This is a genomic window from Glutamicibacter sp. NPDC087831 (assembly GCF_044742845.1).
Classification (GTDB): domain Bacteria; phylum Actinomycetota; class Actinomycetes; order Actinomycetales; family Micrococcaceae; genus Glutamicibacter.
The window spans coordinates 460,271-482,065 of record NZ_JBIUVH010000001.1 but is presented as its reverse complement, the minus strand read 5'-3'; the positions used below and the strand labels follow the sequence as shown (position 1 = coordinate 482,065).

Sequence of the window (21,795 nt, the reverse complement as noted above, 5' to 3'; positions counted from 1 at the left end):
TGGTATGAATAGAGGAACAACTGATGACGTGTCGATTCCAGCTAAGGGAGCCTTCCTGCATGTTCAAGCCTGATTTCTTGGTTCCAGTCCATGATTTCTCCCAGCGCTCCTTGGATTTCTCACAGCGGATCGCGGTGATGGCAGTGATCAACCGCACTCCGGATTCTTTCTACGATGCCGGGTCGACCTTTGGCTTGGATGATGCTGTGGCCGCTGCCATGCGTGCGGTCGAGGCAGGTGCTGACTGGGTGGATATCGGCGGAGTCCCCTTCTCTCCGGGCCCGGAGCTCCCGTGGCAGGAGGAAGCAGAGCGAATTGTGCCGGTTATCCATCAAGTGCGTAGCCGCAGTTCGGTGATTATTTCTGCAGACACATTCCATCCACAGGTGGCGCAGGCTGCCATTGATGCCGGCGCTGATGTCATCAATGACACCACAGGCTTTTCCTATCCCGGTTTGGCCCGGGTGGTAGCCAAGAACAACGTGCATGTGGTGATCACCCATTCGCTAGCCAAGCCCCGCACCGTTTACCCACGCCCTAGCTACGACGATGTGGTGGCCGAGATCCGCCAGTATCTGCTGGAGAAAATCCAGATTGCGTTGGACGCTGGTGTTTCTCCGGCAAAGATCATTGTTGATCCAGGGCACGACCTGAACAAGAACACCCGCCACACTCTGGATTTGACCGCTGGGTTCCAGGCCTTTGCCGATTTGGGCTATCCGGCCTTGGCAGCGGTCTCGAACAAGGACTTCATCGGTGAAACCTTGGACTTGCCGAAGGCTGAGCGCATGGTTGGTTCTATGGTGGCAGCAACGATCTGTGCCATGAACGGTGCCCGCATATTGCGGATGCACAATATTCCTGAATCGGTGCAGACAGTACGCCTGCTCGAAGCAGCACAAGGGTGGCGGGAGCCTGCTTACCAGATACACAACATGGGGGATGTCAATCCTCCTGCTCACCCAGAACCCGAAGTCAGCAAGTAAGGATTTTCCCAGATGCGTGCCCTGCTTCCCCAACCAGCAGATCAGGTTGATGACCAGTTCCTGCTTGAGCGCTATTCCAGCGAGCATCGCCCATTCGTGCGTTTCAACTTCGTCAGCAGCATCGACGGAAGTGCCCAGGTTGATGGGCTCTCCAAAGCATTGGGCTCTCCTGGCGATCAGAGGGTTTTCGCACTCTTGCGCCGGCTTGCCGACGTGATCATGGTGGGTGCTGGAACGGTTCGTGCCGAGGGCTACGAAGGCCAGCTCCTGTCCGCGGAGGACATGGCGTGGCGTATCGAACATGGCCTGCCGCCACAGCCCGTGCTGGCGCTCATCTCACGAGGATTGCATCTGGAGCCAACGGCCCCGGTGTTTGCCCAATCCCCGGTTCCGGTTCTGCTTTTCACCAGCGTTCAGGTCACCGACGAACAGCGTCGGTCCTTTGGACCCAATGCCACTCTCGTGCAGGTTTCCGAAACCGAGGGCGGGTGTGATCCGACCGAAATCATCGCATATCTGCATTCCAAGGGATACGGCTTCATCCACGCTGAAGGCGGTCCTCACGTTTTTGGGCAGTTCGCCTCGGCTGGCGCGGTGGATTCGGTTTGCATCAGCTACTCTCCTGTCCTTGTGGCAGGTGATGGCATGAGAATAGCGGTTCACGATCGGCAGGGGTTCCACGCCTTCGAGCTGCATTCCTTGTTTGAAGAGGACAGCATGCTCTTCTGCGACTATCGACTTAGGAAATCAGCTGGATCCCCGCGGGAATAACAGCTAGCTCAAAGGACCCGGCCCCCATGCATTCCCCGTCAGCATAGCTGTCCCGGGATGTCTCGATGCGGGCCCGCGTGAGGTTTGCGCTGACCTTCCATGGATGCGGCGCTCCGGTGAGGATCCTTGCCAGATACGGAAGGACCCGCAGAATATTCGGTCCGCGTACGATAGCCAATTCCGCGGTACCGTCGGTGAAATCAGCATGCGGGAAGAGCTTGATGCCGCCACCAAGGGACTTGATATTCGCGACGCTGGCGGCCAGGACGCTTCCGCTGAATCGCAGCCCGTCGGCCCTCACCCCACTGGGGCATCCGCGCAGCTGGGGAAGGCACAGGATCAAACCGGCGATATACCGCAGTGCTCCCAGCTGCCGCGGCAACGCGTTGGCTTTCGCGTTGACGGTGGCTTCAAATCCCCAGGACACGGCACCCAGTGCATAGCGCGGTGTTCTGCCGGCCTGGTCAAACCGCAGCTCCAGCACGTCAATGGGCATAGTTGCTCCCGGCTGCTTGCAAAACGCAATCACCTTGGCCAAGGATTCTTCTGCATTCGCGTCCCCTGTCATGCGCCAGAAGTCGTTGCCGCTGCCTGCGGGGATGACACCGATGGGAATCGAAGTTCCCGCAACGTGCTGGATGCAGTGGTGGATCAGCCCATCTCCGCCAATGATGACGATCGCCCGCGAAGCTCTGAGCTGGTCCCCCACCAGTTCCACGCTCGTCCTTGAAGTATCAACTAGCCCATGTTCCAGCCCGAGCTTGCCAAGCGCGTGGGCAAGCTGCTGGGCAAGGCGCATCCCCCGGCCTCGGCCTGAGGCGGGGTGGAAGATGATGCGGATTTCTGCGGTGCGACCAAACGAGCTCATGACCATAGAGATTACCCAGCAACTTGACGCTTCTACAAAGAATTTGCTGGGTTGGATTCGCTAAACTGGGGAACACTGGCCATCCGGTCTTTTTCACCGAGAGGATTCCTCCGTTCAATGAGTACACCAAGCCCATACGAAATTCTTGGTGTCGCGCCTACTGCGAGCATGGAAGATATCAAGGTCGCTTACCGAAGGGCCGCTCGCGCGACCCATCCCGATCTCGGTGGCAGCGAAGAAAAGTTCAAAGAAGTACAGCGCGCTTTCCAGCAGCTCAGCGAGATGGCGTCTCCGCTGGGTTATGAGCAGACCTTCCAGTCTCCGGGCAACGCTCCACGCGCCGGGTTCAGCGCCCGTCCTTTTGACGAGCGCCTGCGCAAGAGCCCTCAGCAGCCCAAGGCGCAGTTGCCCACCGAATATGTTCCACCGTTCTCGGATACGTCTCCTACATTGCTGGACAGAAAAGTCTGTGAGCAGCGCGTTCATGGAGAACCCCGAAAACGCGGTCTGTTCTCCAACCGTGCACGGCTGATCCGCGAGGCGCAGACCATCAACCTGCTTTCCAAGAACGTCCTGAATATCTTGCCAGCTGCCCGTTTGGTCAACGGCCTGCGTTCGCCCGCGTCGGGGCACTACGATCATGTGCTGATTGCCGGTTACCGCATGGCGGTGATCAATACGATGACTCTGCCCGATGGCTACTATTCATTTGATGGCAATGTCTTGCGCCACGGCAATAAGCTGACGCAGCCTCCGCAGTTCTCCATCTCCGGTTTGCAACGGCAATTCATGCAGATGAACGTAGTTGCGTTCACCTTGGTGCTTTCTGCCAACGGCAATCACCACGAACCGGTCATTGAGTACCGGCGCAATGCCGATCCAACACTTGCATCGACTCCGAATGTGCTCAATGCAGCGGGATTGATTCGCGAGTTGAAACTCTTCTTGGGCTCTGGCCCATCGCCGAATGTCGTCGATCGCCTAGCCCTGGCGCAGTTACGTGAAGCGATGTACTAAGGTCAATGGCCTATTTCTTGTTGGTGAGAGCTTAAACTGGTTGAGTGTTTCGTATCGTTTTCAATGCCCCAGAGATCCCGGGTAATTCCGGCAACGCTATCCGACTAGCCGCCATCACCGGCGCAGAACTGCATTTGGTCAAGCCATTAGGCTTCAACTTCGAGGATGCCAACCTGCGTCGCGCAGGATTGGACTACCACGACCTGGCTTACGTCACGGTGCATGAAAATCTTGACGCAGCCTTTGAAGCACTGGGAGAAGGCCGGGTCTTTGCCTTCACATCCGAAGGAACTACTGTCTATTCGGATATCAGCTACGAGGCCAGCGACATCCTGCTCTTCGGCCGTGAATCGGTTGGCTTGAGCGCAGAAGACAAGAAGCATCCGCGCATCAACGACCTGGTCCGCTTGCCGATGCTTCCAGGCCGCCGATCGATGAATCTGGCCAATACCGCTTCGGTGGTAGCCTTCGAAGCTTGGCGCCAGCACGGCTTCGCTGGCGCATAAAGTACCAGCCAGCCCGCGCCACGCATACAGCTTTACCTAATCTTTATAAAGTAGGCTCGAGTCTGTACCCGCAGTTTTCGGGTATTGAACTGTGCCGACTACATTTCGGGAGAATCCAAGACAATGAACGGTAGCCATTCTCAGCACCGCGACGAGCCCCAGGACGAGAACCTGGGTCTAGATCTGGTGAGCCAAGTGGCCAGCAGTTCACGTGCAGCCAAGAAAAAGCCTAAGCGCTGGATCTTCGCTGTCACGGGACTTGCCATCATCGTTGTCCTAGCGGTGGTCATTTTCTCCCTGCTCAATGGAGGCACCAAGGCGTCCAAAGCATCCAAGGCCGATGATGCAGTCACCGAGACCGTCGAATTGAAGAGCGGAGGCCAAGCGGTGCTCAGCTCGTCGAAGTCCGAAAGCGCTGTGGGTGTCGAGCTCTCCGAGCTGCCTGCCCTGGACGGTTCGGAACAGTACGTTGCATGGGCCGTGCATGAGTCCGGCAGCGTCTCCGTGATCGTTTCCAGCACCGGTGAAGATGCCGCGGCTGGGCTGTCTCCAGCTGAAGACGTGATTGCCCTCCACATCACCATTGAGGGATCCAAGATCCCTGACGCTCCATCTGAAGATGCTGAAGCATCGGTCGACCTGCCACTGGCTCAAGACAAGGCAACGGAAGACGAGAGCTAGCAGCTCACCTCTGGCCAGCCAAAAAGTTCGGGGCGAAGATCAATTCTTGATCTTCGCCCCGAACTTTTTCCGGTCTGCTTTGCCTGGATACTCAGAACCCGGCTATCGTGTCGCGGGCGTTCACGGCAACTGCGTGGAATGCTTCGGCAAGCTTGCCCTTTCCCAGCTGGCCACGCTCGGCGTTTTCCTCGCACTGCTGCAAAACGTAGTTTTCCATGGCGGCAACATCCGGGTGCTGGGTGAAGTGCGAACGCAAGGCGTCCATCTTCTTCTCGAAGAATTCGGTGATGTCCACATAGGCGTTCTCGCGTTCCTGCGGAGCCCCGCACAACCAGAGCCAAGGCACCTTGTAGGCTTCCAGTCCTTCGCCATGCAGCAGCTCCGGGTAGGAGAACGGATTCTCCACCGCCGGGTAGATCGCACGGGTGACCGCTTCACCGCAGGCCAGATGGTCTGGGTGCGAGGCCTGTATCCGATCCCACTTGCGCTCCGGGTGCATTGCAATCACGATGGTTGGCTTCACCTGGCGCATCAGCCGGACCACCTTGCGCATGACATCGTGGTTGGCTTCCAGGAAGCCATCGCGTTCGCCAAGGAAGTGGACCGTTTTCACACCCACCTTGGCGGCGGCCTGTTTCTGCTCTTCGTGGCGCAGCTTAGCCGTTTCCTCAGGATCCCGGTCATCAAAACCGCCGGCGTCGCCGTCAGTCATGATGCAATACTGAACCTCTGCCCCCGCCGCGGTCAGGGCCGCTACCGTCCCGGCTGCCCCAAAGTCCAGATCATCGGGATGGGCGCCGAAAGCCAGGACCCGTTGGGCGCCTGCACCAATGAATTGCGCTGTATCGATCATGCCTTGCGACGTCGAATCTCTTCGGCGGCCTGCGGCAGGACCTTGGCCAGGTCACCAACGATACCCAGGTCTGCGATCTCGAACACCGGGGCGTCGACATCCTTGTTGATCGCGATGATGAACTTGCTGGTCTGCATTCCGGCCTTCTGCTGTATCGCTCCCGAGATGCCGGCAGAGATGTACAGCTGCGGTGCGACGGTGGCACCGGTCTGGCCGATCTGCGCATCGTGCGAGATCCAGCCGGCATCGGTAGCTGCACGAGAAGCGCCCACGGCAGCTCCCAGGGCATCGGCAAGGTCTTCAACCGGGCCAAAGTCTCCGTTGACACCACGACCACCAGCAACCACGACGCGCGCTTCGGTCAGGGCAGGTCGATCACTTGCGACTTTCGCCTCCGCCGCAGCAATCCGGACCTTGGCATCGTTGGAGTTCTCCAAAGCCAATTCCTCAACTGCCAAGGCGGTGCTGGAGGCCGCTGGCGCGTCTTCGATGCTGTTCGGCTTCAAGGTGGCAAACAGGGTGCCGTTGGTTGCCCTGGCCTGAACGCTGTAGCTTCCTGCCAGTTCATCCTTGGTAGCTACAAGATCCCCGCTGATGCCAATGACGTCGGTGATAATCGCACCGTTGCGGCGCACAGCCAAACGGGCACCGAGCTCACGGCTGAAATTGTCATTAGCAAGCAAGACCAATTTGGCGGCAGTAGCCTGCACGGCTGCGTCAAGCACGGAAATTTCGTGCTGGCCGAAAACTGGGGCATCGCCGGAAGCGGTGAATAGCTTCACCACGCCATAGGAAGCGAGAACCTGCTGGGCTTCGTCGCTGACTTGGTTGGCAACGGCCACGGCCGGGTTCTCGAAACCAGAGACCAGGGTCAGCAGTTCGCGCTGGCCTTTGGAGGGAGCCGCGGAAAGCTCAGTGAAAAATACTAGTGCTGAAGGCATGTTCAATATTCCTTAGATCAGCTTCTGTTCGGCCAAGAAATCAACCAAGGCGATACCTGCCTGGCCGCTGTCGTTGATGACCGTTCCGGCTTGGCGCGCAGGGCGGGCTTCAGCTGCGATAACTTCGGTGTTCGAGCCGAGGGCGCCGACCGCGGCTGCATCCAGGCCGATAGCGGCCAGGTCCAGCTCGGTGACAGTCTTCTTCTTGGCAGCCATGATTGCCTTGAAATTCGGGTAGCGCGGCTCGTTGGCCTGGTCGGTGACCGAGAGCACTGCCGGCAGGTTCGCCTTCAGGGTCAAAGTGCGGTCCAGGTGATCGCGCTTAATGGCCAGTTCACGCTGTGCGGCATCGAACTCAACGGCCAGCGCGTGAGTCAGCTGCGCAAAGCCCAGCCGTTCTGCGAGCTGGGCTGGAACAACCGAGGTTTCAGCGTCGGTCGAGGACATCCCGGTAATAACCAGGTCCACGTTGCCGGCATGCTCAACCAGCGCCGCAAGCGCTTTCGACGTGGCAATGGTGTCGGAACCGGCCAAGGCGTCATCGTTCAGATGCAGCCCTGAGCTGGCACCCATCTGCAGGGCCTTCTTGACGGAGTTGCCCGATCCCTTGCCGCCCATGGTCGCGGCGATGACTTCATGCCCGGCGGCGAATCCGCCGTTGGCTTCCACGATGGAAACAGCAGCTTCCACGGCGTATTCGTCAAGTTCGGAGAGTACTGATTCTGCACGGTCAAGGCGCAGCGTTCCCGAATCGATATGACGGTCAAATTGAACATCTGGGACGTGTTTGACCAGGACCACTATTTTCAGTGGAGTGGTGCTTTCCTCGCTCATTCGCGCCTTCCTACGAGCTTCGATGCCCGCACCGGTGCGGGGCACCGGGGCAGGCTAATTCCTTCAGTGTCTATCGTATCGACACAATGCAGTTCACTGGGTGTTTATCGCTCTCAGATCAACAAGTGACGCGGGCTAGTCGATCACCAGCCCGCGTTACTTGTTTCACAGCGTCATCATGACGATTTGTTTAGTTATTTGACAGCGCTCCGACAGTTGCTGTTGCGGTCTGTTCCTTGCCATTGCGAAGGTAGCTGATTTCCACTTCTCCCCCGGCTGGAATCTCGCGGATGGCCGCGGTCACGGTCTGCGAGTCCTGGACTGCACGGCCGTTGACGCCGGTGATCACGTCACCGGACTTCAGACCGGCCTTATCAGCTGCCGAGTCAGGGCTAATTTCAACAACGCGGGCACCCACCGAGAACGCCGAAGCGTTCTGCTGGTTCGATCCAGCTGCGCCCTGCGGGGTCACCGTGGCTCCGAGCAGACCGTGGGTAGCCACGCCGTTATCGATCAGTTCCTGGGCAACACGCTTTGCGTAGTCGATAGGGATCGCGAAGCCAACGCCAATCGATCCGCCTTCTTCACTGTTGCCTGCCGAGGCAATAGCAACGTTGACACCAATGATTTCACCATTGGCGTTGACCAATGCGCCGCCGGAATTGCCGTGGTTGATCGCCGCGTCAGTCTGGATGACGTTTACGTAGATCGAACCGCTTGAACGCTGCTGCTCTTGTTCCTGTCCCGGGAATTGGAAGTTGAATTGGTTGCCATCCCCGCCCTCGCTCTGGTCGCTTTCCTTCGGAACGGCCGAAGAAGCGATGGAGATGGTGCGGTTCAAGGTGGAAATGATGCCGTCGGTGACGGTGCCGCTTAGACCCAGCGGTGCGCCGATGGCGACAGCGGTATCCCCGACATTCAGCTCGGCCGAGGAACCCACGGCGGCAGGCACCAGGCCGTCGGCCTGGATATTGATGACTGCCAGGTCCGATAGAGGATCTGTGCCTACCACGGTGGCACTATGCACCGAACCGTCGTTCATCTGGACCGAAATTTTGGGATTGGCAACTTCGCCACCCAGGGTAACCACGTGGGTGTTGGTCAGAATATTGCCCTTGTCGTCCATGACGATGCCCGATCCGGAACCGCCAGAACCGTTGCCGGAAACCTCGATGGTCACCACGCTTGGGCTTGCCTTGGCGGCAGCGGCGGTGACTTCGGTGACCTTGTCCGGGTTGTTGATCACCACGCCCTCACGCGGCGAACTGCTCACCGAGGAAGACCCCGCGTCGTCATTCATCAGGTAGGTCGTGCCAGCGGCAGTGACGCCACCTACCAAGGCCGCGGCAATCATTCCGGCGATGAGCGTGCTGCCAGAGAAGGACTTCTTGTCCTTGGAAGGCTTCTCGGGCGGGATCGGGTAATTCGCAGGCTCGTTGGACGGAGGGCCGTAAGGGGAACCGTAGGGAGAGCCGTTCTGGACTTGCTGGGCGTCGGAATGCTGTCCGTGGGAGTGGGCCGCGTTCTGCGTTCTGTCAACGGACGGCGCGGGGTAAACGCTGGTTGGATTCTCGCTGGCGCTTGGAGCCTGATTCACTCGCGGGTAGCGCACCGTAGGTTCGGCCGAAGCAATTGGGTCGTTATTGGTGTCGTTAATTGGCTCTGCTGAATCGCCCGCATCGTTCCCACGTGGCTCATTCGGTGTCTGGCTCATGGCTTGCCTCTTTCGAACTGTCGAATCTCTTGAGTTCTATTATCCAACTCTGGTCTGTGGCATCGAATTGTGGTGTCTGAGCACCGGCTGTGAGTTAACTATTCTGCCAGCTGAATGTCGTAGACGTTGTTCATTAGGGCAAATAGAATCAATCATAAGTGTGAACCCAATCTCGGGGATCACCAGATCGGGATTCTCCCGATTTTAGATTGACTGATGCATTTCAGGTGGGGAACAAGACATGCGTATGAAAGCTCGACGGCTCATTGCTGGAGCAGTATTGGCAACGGTAGCCTCTTTCGGCTTATCGGCACCTGCGATGGCTGAATCGCCTGTAACGATTCCACCTGGCGACTTCGTCGTCGATTCTTCAGGCGTGCTCGGCTCCGACGAAGCGCGTTTGGAATCCGAAATTAAGGAACTTCGCAGCAATACCGGACTAAACCTGTTTGCGATATTCGTCGACGAGTTCTCCAACCCAGGCCAGGCTGATCAATGGGCCGCCGAAGTTGCCAACCAAAAGGGTTTGGGCAGCGCTGACTCCATCCTGGTGGTGGCAACCGAGACCCGCCAAGCATATTTTGCTGGCGCCGAAGGCGGTCCGATTGCCAAAGCCGATACTGAAATCTACAGCAGCCAAATCAGCCCGGCACTCAGTGAGAAAAACTGGGCCGGTGCAGTCGAGGGGGCCATCGCTGGCATGCGCAGCGTTGAAGGTGGGGACAGCCCAGATGGTTCATCCTCTGGCGGAGGTTTCCTAACCGTCGTCCTGGCCATTGGTGCCGTTGCTGTGGTTGGGTTCCTTTTCCTTTCACGGCGCAGCAAGAAGAAGACCGCGCAGCTCGGCCAGAGCCAAGGCCAACACCCAGGACAGTACGGCGCCCCTGCTCCGCAGCAGCAGCTGGTCCCCCTGGACAAGCTCCGTTTGCAGGCAGACCAATTGCTGGTGGCTGCAGATGACTCGATCCGTTCTTCGCAGCAAGAATTGGGCTTCGCCGAAGCACAATACGGCAAGCAGGCTGTCCAGGTCTATGTGGAGGATATTGAACAAGCGAAGAACCACCTGACTGAATCTTTCCGCCTGCAGCAGCAGTTGGATGACGATATCCCCGATACCGAGCAAGATCAGCGTTCATGGTTGAATGAAATCATCGACCGTTGCAAGAAGGTCAACAGTTCCCTGCAGGCCCATGCCGACGAGTTCAAGCAATTGCGCCAGCTGGAGCAGAATGCCGAGGATCGCATTACTGAGGTATCGGCGAACCAGGAACCGCTCAACCAGAGGCTGTCGGCCCGCGTGGCAGACTTGGAACGCCTTGCCGGCCAATATGACGCCAGCGCAGTATCGCAGATCAAGGACAACGCCGACCAGGCCGCCGAGCGCCTGACCTTTGCTTCTTCCGCCTTGAAGCAGGCATCAGAGAAACTGGCCACTGACCGATCCAATGCCGCGATCTTGATCCAGAATGCGGAAGAAGCCCACGACCAGGCCGATGTGCTGCTCAAGGCCATCAACAAGGCTGGCGAAGCCTTGGGGCAGGCCCAGCAAGACTTGAAGTCCGCAATCGCGCTGGCCGAACGCGACGTGGCTCAAGCGAACGCCTTCGTGGGCAACGGAGCAAATCCCCGCCTTTCTAGCGCCGCGGCCGGTGTCGAAAGCACTCTGGCGAATACCAAGCAAGCACTGAGCAGCGGCAAATACAACCCGCTGGCTTTGATCACCCAGCTCGATGAGTCCGTTCGCCCGCTTTCAGAAGCTCTTTCAAGTACGCGTAACCAGGCTCAGCAGGAACAATCAGCCCGTGCACAACTGGATTCGTTGCTGCACACCGCAGCGTCGCGCATCAGCGGTACCGACGATTACATCCGTGCCCGTCGCGGCGGCGTCCGCTCTTCAGCTCGAACCCGCCTTGCTGAGGCCCAGCGCACCTTCGATGAGGCGCGCTCGCTTTCTGGCAGCGATCCGCTGCGTGCTGTAGGTTCCGCACAGCGTGCCATTCAGCTAGCTGACCAAGCTGCGCAGATGGCCGAAAGCGACGTCAGCGGATTCGACGGCTTCGGCGACTCGCGCGGTTACGGGAACTACGGCCGTGGCCGCGGGGGCGGGATGTTTGATGGCATCGGTGGCGCGATGCTCGGAGGCATCCTGATCAATACCATCCTCGGCGGCGGAGGCCATGGCGGTCATTCCGATGGCGGCGACGGTGGAGGTTTCTTTGGCGGGGGCGGCTTCGGTGGCTTCGGCGGCGGCGGAGGCGGCTTTGGAGGAGGTGACTTCGGAGGCGGAGGAGGCGGCAACTTCTAGCTTGCCGGACCAGTTTCACCAGAAGGTTTCAAGTTCATAGTGTTTTCTTGACGGACAGAAAGGTCCAACCATGATCAAGCAGTCAATCTTCGGACGCATTTCACAGTTGGCCAAGGCCAATATCAATGCAATGCTCGACTCAGCTGAAGATCCCCAGAAAATGATGGATCAGATGGTGCGCGACTACAACGACAATATTGCTGAAGCAGAGCAGGCGATTGCCCAGACCATCGGCAACTTGCGCATGCTGGAAGACGACTTCCGGGAAGACGAGCAGGCAGCTTCCGAGTGGGGCAACAAGGCTCTGGCAGCATCCAACAAGGCAGAAGAGTTCCGAGTTGCAGGCAATGCCGATGATGCCTCGAAGTTCGACAACTTGGCTAAGGTCGCCATCCAGCGCCAGATGCAGGCAGAGTCCGAGATGAAGACCGCCGAGCCGACGATCGCCTCGCAACGCGAGATCGTGGACAAGCTCAAAAGCGGCTTGAACATGATGAAGGAAAAGCGTACCGAACTGGCAAGCAAGCGCGACGAGCTGGTCGCCCGTTCCAAGTCGGCACACGCTCAAAACCAGGTCAATGAAGCCATCAAGTCCGTGAACATCATGGATCCGTCCAGCGAAATTGGTCGCTTCGAAGAAAAGGTTCGTCGCGAAGAAGCCCGCGTTCGCGGTGCTGCAGAATTGCAGGCATCAAGCCTGGACTCCCAGTTCGAGTCTCTGGAAGATCTGGGTGAGCAGACCGAGGTGGAAGCCCGTCTGGCCGCTCTGAAGGCCAAACAAACCGATGCTTTGGAGAGCTAAACTTTCTGCTCTCTGAACTGTGTCAATTGGCTGGCAGTGCGAAAGCATTGCCAGCCAACTTCTTTAATGCTTAAACCAAAAGCGGAGACCCTTCCGGATCTCCGCTTCCACTTTCGTGGCGGGGAGAGTGTGTAGATTCACGACATATTAGACACATGAGTCGGGACATCCTAGACACTCGCATCTTGACCGATGAGTCGCGTCATCCTTGACACTATTACATGTCTAGAAACCACGTCATCGTCCACCAGATCCGCGACGCCGGCATGAGCGTCACCGAAGCCTCCCGCCACTACAAGATCTCTCGCCAACGCATCTACCAGCTACTACGCGCCTACGACCACGGCGGCGATGCCGCGCTGGAACCTGCCAGCAAAAAACCACACACCAACCCGCGCGCCACCAGCCCCGAACTCACAGCACGCATCCTCGAATTACGCCGCACGCTCACCGCCAACGGCCTCGACGCAGGCCCCATGACCATCCAATACCACCTAGGCAAAGAGCACTTGCACGTGCCTTCCACGGCCACCATCCGCAGAATCCTTCACGCCCACGGCCTGATCACCCCAGAACCGAAAAAACGCCCGAAGAGCAGCCTGCACCGATTCCAATCCGAGCAACCCAACGAAACCTGGCAATCGGACTTCACCGAAGCGAGACTAGCCAACGGGCACACCGTCGAAATCCTGCACTGGCTCGATGACCACTCGCGATACCTACTGCACTGCTCCGTGCACGAAGAGATCACCACACAAATCGTCATCGACAGTTTCACCTGGTGCATCAACCACTACGGCCCACCGCAAAGCACCCTGACCGAAAATGGACTGGTTTACACAACACGGCTGCTCAAAGGCCTGAACAAGTTCGAAAAACTACTGATCGCCCTAGGGATACGCCAGAAAAACGGGAAACCTTATCACCCGCAAACTCAAGGAAAGATCGAGCGTTTCCACCACACAGAACACCTCTGGGTCAACGCGCGACCACGCGCTGAATCGATCACCGAACTGCAAGAGATCCTGGATGAGTTCCAGAAGGTTTACAACCATGAACGTCCACACCGTGCACTGAATCGGGAAACACCGAGCCAGTGGTACCACCGAACACTCAAGGCCCGGCCGAACCTCAAGAACGTCACGCGGGACCGCGAGTTCCGCATCCGACATGACCGGATCGACAAGGATGGAAAAGTAACCCTGAGACACGAGGGAAAACTACGTCACTTAGGGGTGCGGAAAATACACCGTAGAAAGAAAGTCGTGATGCTCATCGACACTGAAGAAGTCACGGTGATGGACGTAGAAACTTCAGAGGTGCTTAGTCGCCACTCCATCGACCCCGGCAAATCCTATTGGCCCGATAAACAGAAATCCCCCGGGCGGTGGCCGGGGGAAACTGATAATAATTTGTAAAGCATGTCGCAACTCATCTGTAAACGATGTCTCGACTCTCCACATTCGTGGCGGGGAGAGGATTTGAACCTCTGACCTCCGGGTTATGAGCCCGGCGAGCTACCGAACTGCTCCACCCCGCGTCGGTAAATACAACATTACCAATCAGTGAATGACTTGGCCAATCCTGGGATAGTGCATTGCGTCACCAAGAGACCCCTGGCTCATGAAGCGGGGAAATCGCCCCACTCCCCACGGCATCTCCACAGGGTCAAGGGAAAGCTTTTCAGGACCATCCGGCGGGCTCGAAACAAAATCAACGCCATGGGTCCGCTGCCTGTCCGCCTCGGCCCAGTGAATGCGGACATATTAGTTGCTCCCCCATCGGGAAGTCGATCATGTGCCTACTGGCGCTTGGCCACGCTCACCCGTTGGCGCCGTCCTGAGAAATCCAATTAAACCAAAAACGGAGACCCTTCCGGATCTCCGTTTCCACTTTCGTGGCGGGGAGAGGATTTGAACCTCTGACCTCCGGGTTATGAGCCCGGCGAGCTACCGAACTGCTCCACCCCGCGTCGGTAAATACAACATTACCAATCAGTGAATGACTTGGCCAATCCTGGGATAGTGCATTGCATCACCAGGACACCCCCGGCTCGCGAAGCGGGGGCAACCGCCCAACTCTGCACAGGCTCTCCCCCGGATGAAGGGAAAGCTTTTCAGACCCATCCGGCGAGCTTGAATAAGAATAAACGCCACGGTCGCCCATTGGCGCAGGCCTGAGAAGTCCGGTTAAACCAAAAACGGAGACCCTTCCGGATCTCCGTTTCCACGTTCGTGGCGGGGAGAGGATTTGAACCTCTGACCTCCGGGTTATGAGCCCGGCGAGCTACCGAACTGCTCCACCCCGCGTCGGTAAATACAACATTACCAACTGGTGAACTCAATAGCGAATCGAAAAGAGTGTCCTTAATCGCACTACGCCTAAATGTCCGACCTGATCCGAATTATCCTTTGGTTATATCCAGATGCCTCGGCCCGGCGTTACCCGGGTTTCAAAGACCCCAGGGGTCTTCCGCCGCATGATTGCACACTCCGGCGGGTAGCCCGTCGCCACAAGGTGCCTGAGAGTCTGCTGCGATCACCCTAGCCCGCTCAGGGGAAGATTCTCGGGCCTTCCAGCGCCCGGGGCCCTGCGGTAGGCCTGGAACTGCGTCAGCCTTCGGCCCCAACTTACACATATGCCGGCGACCGCCCCCTTCCCGTACATGGGTTGACGGCAGTTCCCGCATCAATTCACGGGTACTGATCCGGCAACGGGCAACTTGCAGATTAACGCAAAATGGAGATCCGTTAGGATCTCCATTTTGCCATTCGTGGCGGGGGCAAGATTTGAACTTGCGACCTCCGGGTTATGAGCCCGGCGAGCTACCGAACTGCTCCACCCCGCGATGACTAGACAATTCTTGCATCATCGCGGAGTGAAAGCAAATCGGTCAGCTGATGCTAGTGCTTAGCCTTCAGCACCGTCCTGGGGTGCTGGCGATTGGGCTGCGTCCTGATTTTGTCCGTCGTCCAGTTTCACATCCCCGTCAACCTCGGTGCCGTTGATGGCCGCATCTGCGTCCATCGCGCGGGTCAAGGCATCCTCCAACTGCTTCTGCGATTCGCCGTAGGCTCCGAAGTCACTCTTGGCCAGCGCTTCCTGGCCATTCTTGATGGCTTCATTCGCATCAGCCAGAGCTTCGGAGAGCTTCTGGGTATCAGTCTTGGTTGGTTCCTTCTCGCCCTTTGGATCATCCTCTGGCGTAACGCCTTCGGTCTCACCAGTCACTGCACCGGACTCACCGCCGAAGACCTCATCCAGTGCTTCAGCCAAGGTATCGGCGAAGCCAACCTTGTCGCCGAAGGAAACCAGGACCTTACGCAAGGTCGGGTAGCTGGTCTGTCCCGAGGACTGAACGTAGACCGGCTGAACGTAGAGGATACCGCCGCCAACTGGCAGCGACAGCAGGTTGCCGTTCTTGACCTCCGAAGCACCCTGACGCAGCAGGTTCAATTCAGTGGTCACGCGTGTGTTGGTATCGAAGTTCTGCTGTGCTTGGCCTGGGCCAGGAACCGCAGTATCTCGTGGCAGCTCGAGCAGGCGCAGCTTGCCGTAGTCTTCGGCCTTCGCCCCAGGTTCGGAGCCGGCATCGGCGTTGGCCGAAAGGAAGCCGAAGAGCACGTTGCGCTGCTGGCCGTTGGCCGCGGCAGCAGGGATAAACGTCGAGGTCAGCGAGAACGACGCTTCATCCTGGGTCGGCATCTTCAAGGACATGAAGTATGGCGGCTGCTTCACGCCAGCGGCGGATGAGGTCGGATCATCCGGCACAGCCCACGCGTCGTTGGACTCGTAGAACGCGTCCGGGTTGTCCACGTGGTAGGTGGTTAGCACTTCGCGCTGCACCTTGAACATGTCCTCAGGGTAACGTACGTGCTCCATCAACTCAGCCGACATGTCATCCAACGGGTTCAATGCCGTAGGGAAGACCTTCTGCCAGGACTGCAGGATCGGGTCTTCGGTGTCCCAGGCGTAAAGCTTGACCGTTCCGTCATAGGCGTCGACGGTGGCCTTCACCGAGTTGCGCAGGTAGTTCACGCGGCCGGTCAAAGACAGGTCCTGCGCATTAGTCAGCGAGTCGGTCACTGCCGAGTCCAATTGCTGCTGCTGCGAATACGGGAAGTCGTTGGAGGTGGTGTAGCCATCGATGATCCACTGCACGCGGCCATCAATGATGGCAGGGTACGCCTGGGAATCCAGCGTCAGGTACGGAGCAACCTTGCTCACGCGATCGCGAGGATCACGATCGTAGAGGATCTGCGATTCGCTATTGACGTTCTGTGAGAGCAAGAGGTCAGTGGAGGCGAACTTCAGTGCGTAGACCAAGCGGTTGAACATGTTGCCAACGTTCGGACCGCCATCGCCCTGGAAGGTATAGCGGGTGTCTTGGTTCTCGCCACCGGTACCTGGACGGTCAAGTTCCTGGTCGGTCCATCCCTCATCCGGCCCGCCGACAATGGAGTAGGACGGAGAATTCTCACCGAAGTAGATCCGCGGCTCGTAATCCTCGTCGGTAATCAAATCACCGGAGGTCGGGATGCCACCGAGCATGAAGTCCGGACGACCACCGGCAGCCACGCGGTTACCGTAGGCAGCCACCAGGCCGTAGCCATGGGTGTAGTTGATGTGCTGGTTCACCCACGTGTCGGTTGGGTCCACGTTCACTTCACGGGCGGCAATAACGGTATCTTCCACCTTGCCGTCGATCTCGTAACGGTCGACGTTAAGGGTCTCGGCGAAGGTGTAGTAGCCGCGGAACTGCTGCAGCTGCGCGAAAGCAGCCGAAACCAGGTTTGGATCCAGCAGGCGGATATTCGCGGTGGTTGAGGTTTCCTCGGCCAGCGCATTCTTCTCAGTCGAGATCTTCGCATCGTAGTCAGTAACTTCGACATCGTCGAGACCGAAAGCCAAGCGCGTCATTTCGATGTTGCGCTCAATATAGTCGCTCTCCAACGCCCTTTGGGAAGGGACCACCTTGTACTGCTGGATCAGGAACGGGTAGACGCCGCTGGCAACGATCATCGTTGCTACCAGCATGGCGGTGCCGATCAATGGCAAACGCCAGCGACCGTTGATTGCCGCAATCACGAAGGTGATGGCGATAAGGACTGCCACAATGGCCAGAATCATCTGTGCAGGGATGACAGCGTGGACATCCTTGTACAGTGCACCGGCGACACGGCCGGACTGGTCGGTGAGGGTCTCGTACTGGCCGATCCAGAAGTTCACAGCCTGGAAGATCAAGAAGACTCCGACAACAACTGCGGTGTGCACCCGGGCGGCCTTGCCAACGGTTATGCCGCCACGCTCTTCAACGCGGATTCCGCCGTAGAGGTAGTGGGTCAGCAGACCAGCCACGCCGCTGAGCAGCACGACCGAGATCAGGAAGCCGTTGACCAGTGCGATGAATGGAAGGGAGAAAACGAAGAAGCCCAGATCCATGTTGAACTGGGGGTCAGTGCTACCGAAACCGACCTGGTTGAAGAACAGCAAGATGGTCTGCCACTGTCCGGCCACGGCAACGGCAGCGAAAATGCCGATCACCAATGGAATGCCAACCATCAGGAATCGGCGGACTGGTTCCAGCTGGGCCTGGTAGCGCGACATGGAATCAGGTCGGGTCGAGTTTGGCGCATAGACAGGGCGGTGCTTGTAGGCACTGCGCATCGAGAACCACATTGGAACCGCCATCAGCACCAAAGCGATCAGGAAGATCACTATTTTGGAGATCCGCTCAGTCCAGTAGACCTCGGAGAAACCCAGCTGGTTGAACCAGAGGATATCAGCGTAGAAATTCGACAAGAAAACGAAGACTGCGACGAGAATGACCACCGCGAAGATGGTCAGGGTCAACGGCGAGGCTTTCTTGCCCGAAGGGTTGGAAGGTCGTTGTGGTTCTTGGGGCCGCGGCGGACCCCCGAACGGACTATCCGATCCGAAAGACACTATCTATTCCTTACTTTGGGTTCTTCCCGTTGTTCCCAACAAGAGAACTCGTGTACCTAATTCTTGTACGGGCGTTGTGTACGAGACTGGTTTCCTTGCATCACATTCTTCCCTTGATGCCCGGCTAAATCTATTCGCATGTCGTGAAAGTCGCCGGGTCTTCACCTGCGGCGATCTTCTCCAATGCCTGGCGAGCTTCTGACAGGGTTGCAACCTTGATGACATCCAGTCCGGCAGGAATACGCCCTATGGCTTCAGCGCAGTTGTCGGCTGGGGCCAAGAAGACGGTTGCTCCGGCATTCTTCGCCGCCACCATCTTCTGGGCGATTCCACCGATTGGACCGACCTTGCCATCGGCTGAAATCTCACCGGTACCTGCGATGTGGTGGTCTCCCGCCAATGAGCCTTCCGTCAGGCGGTCAATGATCGCCAAGGCAAACATCATGCCGGCGCTGGGACCGCCAACATTTTCCAACCCGAAGCTCACATCGATAGGGAACTCGTATTCGTTGCCCAGGAAGACACCCAACTGGCGTTCGCCATTCTCGGCTTCCTTGGTGTTCACAGTGACATCTACGTCGCTGTAGACGCCATGCTTATCCGGTCTGCCAACGGTCAAGATTGCTGGTTCTGCACCGCGGGAATTCAGTTCTTCCTTCAGCTGTTCCAGCGAAGTGATCTTCTCTCCTTCGAATTTCAGAAGGCGATCCTTGGGCTCAAGCACTTTTTCATTCGTGCCGGTGGAGAACTCAGCGACCGTAAGCCACTCGGTAAAGCCCTGATCCAGCTCGGCCAAAGCCGCTGCCACAGCCGAGTCCTGCGATGAAGTCATCATGAAATCATTTTGTTCATTCTTCTCTTCTGAAGAGACACCACGAGAAATGATGGTTTCTTCAGGAACTAGATCCTTGGCCGGATTGACCAATGCTTCAAGTACGACAGGTATGGTGATTCGGTTCTGCCCGCCACCCTGGACGTAAATGGTCAACAGATCCAAGACGCTCTCCGAAGGGTATGACTGGGCTCCCTTGATGGAGACCACATCGTGCCCGTTGTCCTCGCCAAGAGTGTTAAACACTGGGCCAGGCGACCGGATCATGAAATTCGTCGGGAGAAACATCATGACGCCGATCAGGAGGAGCGCAACGACGCCGGAGCTGGTGCGTTTCATGGTTTTGGAACCTCGCGGAGTGCGGCTGGAATCGCCTGGCTCCAAAGTCGAGTCTTGTGGTTCCTGTACGTGCACTGATCCTGCTCCCGCCAACTGTCAAAAAATACGCGGATCCGTCCTTGCAGACATCCCCACCCTTAGCCTACTGAAGCCCTGGGTTTAAAAGCATCAGCATCAAGGCGTATTCGATGTGCCGAAAGCGAACTGAAGCCCAGATTCATGGGAACTATCAGCTACTCGCGGTAGTTTTAAAGGCATGGCACAGAACCCCCCGAATAACCGCCCTAACGGCGATGACGACGAAAACAATCCGCAGGACCCATTTTCTGCAATGTTTGGTCAGCTCTTCGGTGGCGGATTCGACCCGAATGACCTCCCGCCGCAGCTTCGTGATGCCCTTGGTGCTCAAGGCGATCCGGCTGCGATGCAGAAAATGATGCAGCAGGCCCAGGCCATGATGTCCGCGATGATGAGCAATAACGCGTCTTCCGGTCCGGTGAACTGGAAGCTTGCATCCGACACCGCTTTGCAGGCATATGCCAGCGATGATCCGGCGGTATCGGACGCGCGCAACAACGCCATCAGCGATGCGTCAAACCTTTCTGAACTGTGGCTGAACAACGCTACGGTGTTCGAGTCGAACGGCCGCTCGACCGAGGCATGGACTCGTAAACGATGGTATGACAAGACCCTGGCCACCTGGAAGCAGGTCACCGAGCCTGTTGCCGAGTCGGTAGCTAACGCAATCACCACCGCGATGAAGGATCAGATCCCCGAAGAGATGAAGGGCATGCTCGGCAATTCCGATGGCATGTTCCGCAATCTCGGAGCCAGCATGTTCGGCATGCAGCTGGGCACTGCACTGGGCGGCTTGGCAACCGATGTGCTTGGCGGCACCGATATCGGCCTGCCTTTGGCAGGAACCACTCCAGGCATTATCGCGGCCAACGTCAGCAAGTTCGGCGATGGCCTTGAAATCCCAGAGCAGGAAGTCCTGCTGTATGTGATTCTGCGGGAGAACGCACACGCACGATTGTTCAACCGGGTCCCTTGGCTAAGCTCCAAGTTGATTGGTGCCGTGGAATCCTATGCTCGGGGCATCCATATCGACATGTCGCGCATTGAAGAAGCAGTACGCGGTATCGATCCGTCCAACCCTGAAGCGCTGCAGTCGATGCTGGGTGAAGGATTGTTCACCCCGCAGCGCACCCCCGCTCAGGAGAAGGCTCTAGAAAACCTAGAACTGACGTTGGCATTGATCGAGGGCTGGGTTGATCATGTGGTCTCCTTGGCCGCCCAGAACCTTCCATTTGCTGGTCACCTGCGCGAGACGATGCGTCGCCGCCGAGCTTCGGGTGGCCCAGCTGAGACTGCCTTCGCATCTCTGGTTGGCCTTGAATTGCGCCCACGCAAGCTGCGCGAAGCGGCTGCCCTGTGGGAGCACTTGTACGACGAACGTGGAATCGAGGGCCGTGATGCCGTATGGGATCACCCAGATCTGATGCCTACCGCGGAAGACCTCACCGATCCCAAGGGCTTCACGCATCGCCGTGAAGTTGCCGCGACCGAGTTCGACGACTTTGACGCAGCACTGGGTAAGCTTCTGGACGGCGGCTTCGACAACGCTGAACCCGAAGCCGAAGGCGATGACGGTTCAGGGAATCCAGAGGATCCGAAGAACTGATTAGATCGAAACCTCGAAGGAGGGATGTGCACGAGTGCACATCCCTCCTTCGTGCATTGAGCTACTGTTCCTCGTCATGGCCGAAACCCGAAAGTTCATCCTGGGCCCGGCCCAATTCCTTGGCGTGAGCGTTGTAGCCTGCGTGGAATGCCTCCAAGAAAATATCCGCCTGCGCTCGGCGTTCGAACCGGTTCAGCAAAGCCTGGAACCTAGGTCCGTGGCCGGCCCGCGGGACCACCAGATGCGCAAGCTCGTGGACTAGAACATAGTCCTGCACCCAGCTGGGCATATGCTGCAACGTGACCGATAAGCGGATGCTGCGCTGCCGATATGAAGCCGAACCCCAACGCTTATTTTGGTTGGCTACCCAACGCACGGATTGCGGCGCGGCTTCGCCGGCGAAGTACTGCTGGTCAAGAGATGCCGCTCGGCGCTCCAGCGCATCATCGGTATGACCCGCGGTACGCGCTTGGCGTCCCTTGCGATACTTCGAGATCATCTCATCAACGAAAGCGCGTTCCGTTTTTTCGTCCAGCGCTGCAGGGACTTGGATAATCAGCCGGTTATCGCGCCACTGGGAGGAAATGGTCTTCTTGCGCTTGGCCGAGCGGAGAACCCGCACTGGAATCTCATCCGGCGCGACGAAGTCGACGGTGTTTGGAAAAGCTGGCATTGCATTGCGCCTCTTTCCTCATCTATGGCAGCGGCCGGGGACC

The 21,795-nt window shown here is 57.9% G+C and carries 17 protein-coding genes and 4 tRNA genes; 9 read left to right on the top strand and 12 right to left on the bottom strand.

Annotated elements, in window-relative coordinates:
- Nucleotides 1-59: 59 nt before the first annotated feature.
- Nucleotides 60-986, top strand: a complete 927-nt coding sequence (folP, locus tag ACIOJF_RS02385; protein ID WP_402741139.1) for a dihydropteroate synthase — start codon at nt 60-62, stop codon at nt 984-986.
- 12 nt (nt 987-998) lie between these two features.
- Nucleotides 999-1,757, top strand: coding sequence for a pyrimidine reductase family protein (locus ACIOJF_RS02380; protein WP_105661497.1), 759 nt, complete (start codon nt 999-1,001; stop codon nt 1,755-1,757).
- Here the strand turns inward: ACIOJF_RS02380 and ACIOJF_RS02375 are convergent.
- On the bottom strand, nt 1,726-2,625 hold the full coding sequence (locus tag ACIOJF_RS02375) for a diacylglycerol kinase family protein (RefSeq protein WP_166650798.1): 900 nt from the start codon (nt 2,623-2,625) through the stop codon (nt 1,726-1,728). The genes ACIOJF_RS02380 and ACIOJF_RS02375 overlap by 32 nt on opposite strands.
- Nucleotides 2,626-2,676: 51 nt before the next feature.
- On the opposite strand from ACIOJF_RS02375, the gene ACIOJF_RS02370 reads away from it, so the two are divergent.
- The 3 genes from ACIOJF_RS02370 to ACIOJF_RS02360 all read left to right on the top strand — a co-directional run bounded on the left by ACIOJF_RS02370 (nt 2,677) and on the right by ACIOJF_RS02360 (nt 4,829).
- Complete coding sequence (locus ACIOJF_RS02370; RefSeq protein WP_146112240.1) at nt 2,677-3,642, top strand: J domain-containing protein; 966 nt, start codon at nt 2,677-2,679, stop codon at nt 3,640-3,642.
- Nucleotides 3,643-3,686: 44 nt separating this feature from the next.
- A complete protein-coding gene (locus ACIOJF_RS02365) occupies nt 3,687-4,148 on the top strand; it encodes a tRNA (cytidine(34)-2'-O)-methyltransferase (protein WP_105656838.1) in 462 nt (153 codons plus the stop codon).
- A gap of 123 nt (nt 4,149-4,271) precedes the next feature.
- Nucleotides 4,272-4,829, top strand: a complete 558-nt coding sequence (locus ACIOJF_RS02360) for an anti-sigma factor domain-containing protein (protein WP_105656839.1) — start codon at nt 4,272-4,274, stop codon at nt 4,827-4,829.
- A gap of 91 nt (nt 4,830-4,920) precedes the next feature.
- Here the strand turns inward: ACIOJF_RS02360 and ACIOJF_RS02355 are convergent, their stop codons facing one another.
- The 4 genes from ACIOJF_RS02355 to ACIOJF_RS02340 form a co-directional block, all read right to left on the bottom strand.
- Nucleotides 4,921-5,682, bottom strand: coding sequence for a PIG-L deacetylase family protein (locus ACIOJF_RS02355; protein ID WP_105661499.1), 762 nt, complete (start codon nt 5,680-5,682; stop codon nt 4,921-4,923).
- Complete coding sequence (locus ACIOJF_RS02350) at nt 5,679-6,623, bottom strand: electron transfer flavoprotein subunit alpha/FixB family protein (protein WP_133834293.1); 945 nt, start codon at nt 6,621-6,623, stop codon at nt 5,679-5,681. Before ACIOJF_RS02350 ends, ACIOJF_RS02355 begins: the two co-directional genes overlap by 4 nt.
- Before the next feature lie 12 nt (nt 6,624-6,635).
- On the bottom strand, nt 6,636-7,457 hold the full coding sequence (locus ACIOJF_RS02345; RefSeq protein WP_181149011.1) for an electron transfer flavoprotein subunit beta/FixA family protein: 822 nt from the start codon (nt 7,455-7,457) through the stop codon (nt 6,636-6,638).
- A 190-nt stretch (nt 7,458-7,647) separates the two neighbouring features.
- A complete protein-coding gene (locus ACIOJF_RS02340) occupies nt 7,648-9,171 on the bottom strand; it encodes a S1C family serine protease (protein WP_133834294.1) in 1,524 nt (507 codons plus the stop codon).
- Between the two features lie 319 nt (nt 9,172-9,490).
- On the opposite strand from ACIOJF_RS02340, the gene ACIOJF_RS02335 reads away from it, so the two are divergent.
- From ACIOJF_RS02335 to ACIOJF_RS02325, 3 genes are all read left to right on the top strand, one after another.
- A complete protein-coding gene (locus ACIOJF_RS02335) occupies nt 9,491-11,476 on the top strand; it encodes a TPM domain-containing protein (protein ID WP_402741138.1) in 1,986 nt (661 codons plus the stop codon).
- 70 nt (nt 11,477-11,546) lie between these two features.
- Complete coding sequence (locus ACIOJF_RS02330; protein ID WP_105656844.1) at nt 11,547-12,278, top strand: PspA/IM30 family protein; 732 nt, start codon at nt 11,547-11,549, stop codon at nt 12,276-12,278.
- Between the two features lie 221 nt (nt 12,279-12,499).
- Nucleotides 12,500-13,696, top strand: coding sequence for an IS481 family transposase (locus tag ACIOJF_RS02325; RefSeq protein ID WP_402741137.1), 1,197 nt, complete (start codon nt 12,500-12,502; stop codon nt 13,694-13,696).
- Nucleotides 13,697-13,744: 48 nt separating this feature from the next.
- Here ACIOJF_RS02325 and ACIOJF_RS02320 read toward each other — a convergent pair.
- From ACIOJF_RS02320 to ACIOJF_RS02295, 6 genes are all read right to left on the bottom strand, one after another.
- Nucleotides 13,745-13,818 (bottom strand) — tRNA-Met (locus ACIOJF_RS02320).
- A gap of 358 nt (nt 13,819-14,176) precedes the next feature.
- A tRNA-Met gene (locus ACIOJF_RS02315) sits at nt 14,177-14,250 on the bottom strand.
- A 263-nt stretch (nt 14,251-14,513) separates the two neighbouring features.
- Nucleotides 14,514-14,587, bottom strand: a tRNA-Met gene (locus tag ACIOJF_RS02310).
- Between the two features lie 465 nt (nt 14,588-15,052).
- Nucleotides 15,053-15,126, bottom strand: a tRNA-Met gene (locus ACIOJF_RS02305).
- A 62-nt stretch (nt 15,127-15,188) separates the two neighbouring features.
- Nucleotides 15,189-18,224, bottom strand: coding sequence for a UPF0182 family protein (locus tag ACIOJF_RS02300; protein WP_402741136.1), 3,036 nt, complete (start codon nt 18,222-18,224; stop codon nt 15,189-15,191).
- 130 nt (nt 18,225-18,354) lie between these two features.
- On the bottom strand, nt 18,355-19,302 hold the full coding sequence (locus ACIOJF_RS02295; protein WP_402741135.1) for a PDZ domain-containing protein: 948 nt from the start codon (nt 19,300-19,302) through the stop codon (nt 18,355-18,357).
- Nucleotides 19,303-19,651: 349 nt separating this feature from the next.
- Here ACIOJF_RS02295 and ACIOJF_RS02290 point away from each other — a divergent pair, with 349 nt between their 5' ends.
- A complete protein-coding gene (locus ACIOJF_RS02290; protein WP_105661504.1) occupies nt 19,652-21,079 on the top strand; it encodes a zinc-dependent metalloprotease in 1,428 nt (475 codons plus the stop codon).
- Nucleotides 21,080-21,140: 61 nt separating this feature from the next.
- On the opposite strand, the gene ACIOJF_RS02285 is transcribed toward ACIOJF_RS02290, so the two are convergent.
- Nucleotides 21,141-21,752 (bottom strand): M48 family metallopeptidase, encoded by a 612-nt coding sequence (locus ACIOJF_RS02285; RefSeq protein ID WP_105661505.1) that lies wholly within the window; start codon nt 21,750-21,752, stop codon nt 21,141-21,143.
- Between the last annotated feature and the right edge of the window lie 43 nt (nt 21,753-21,795).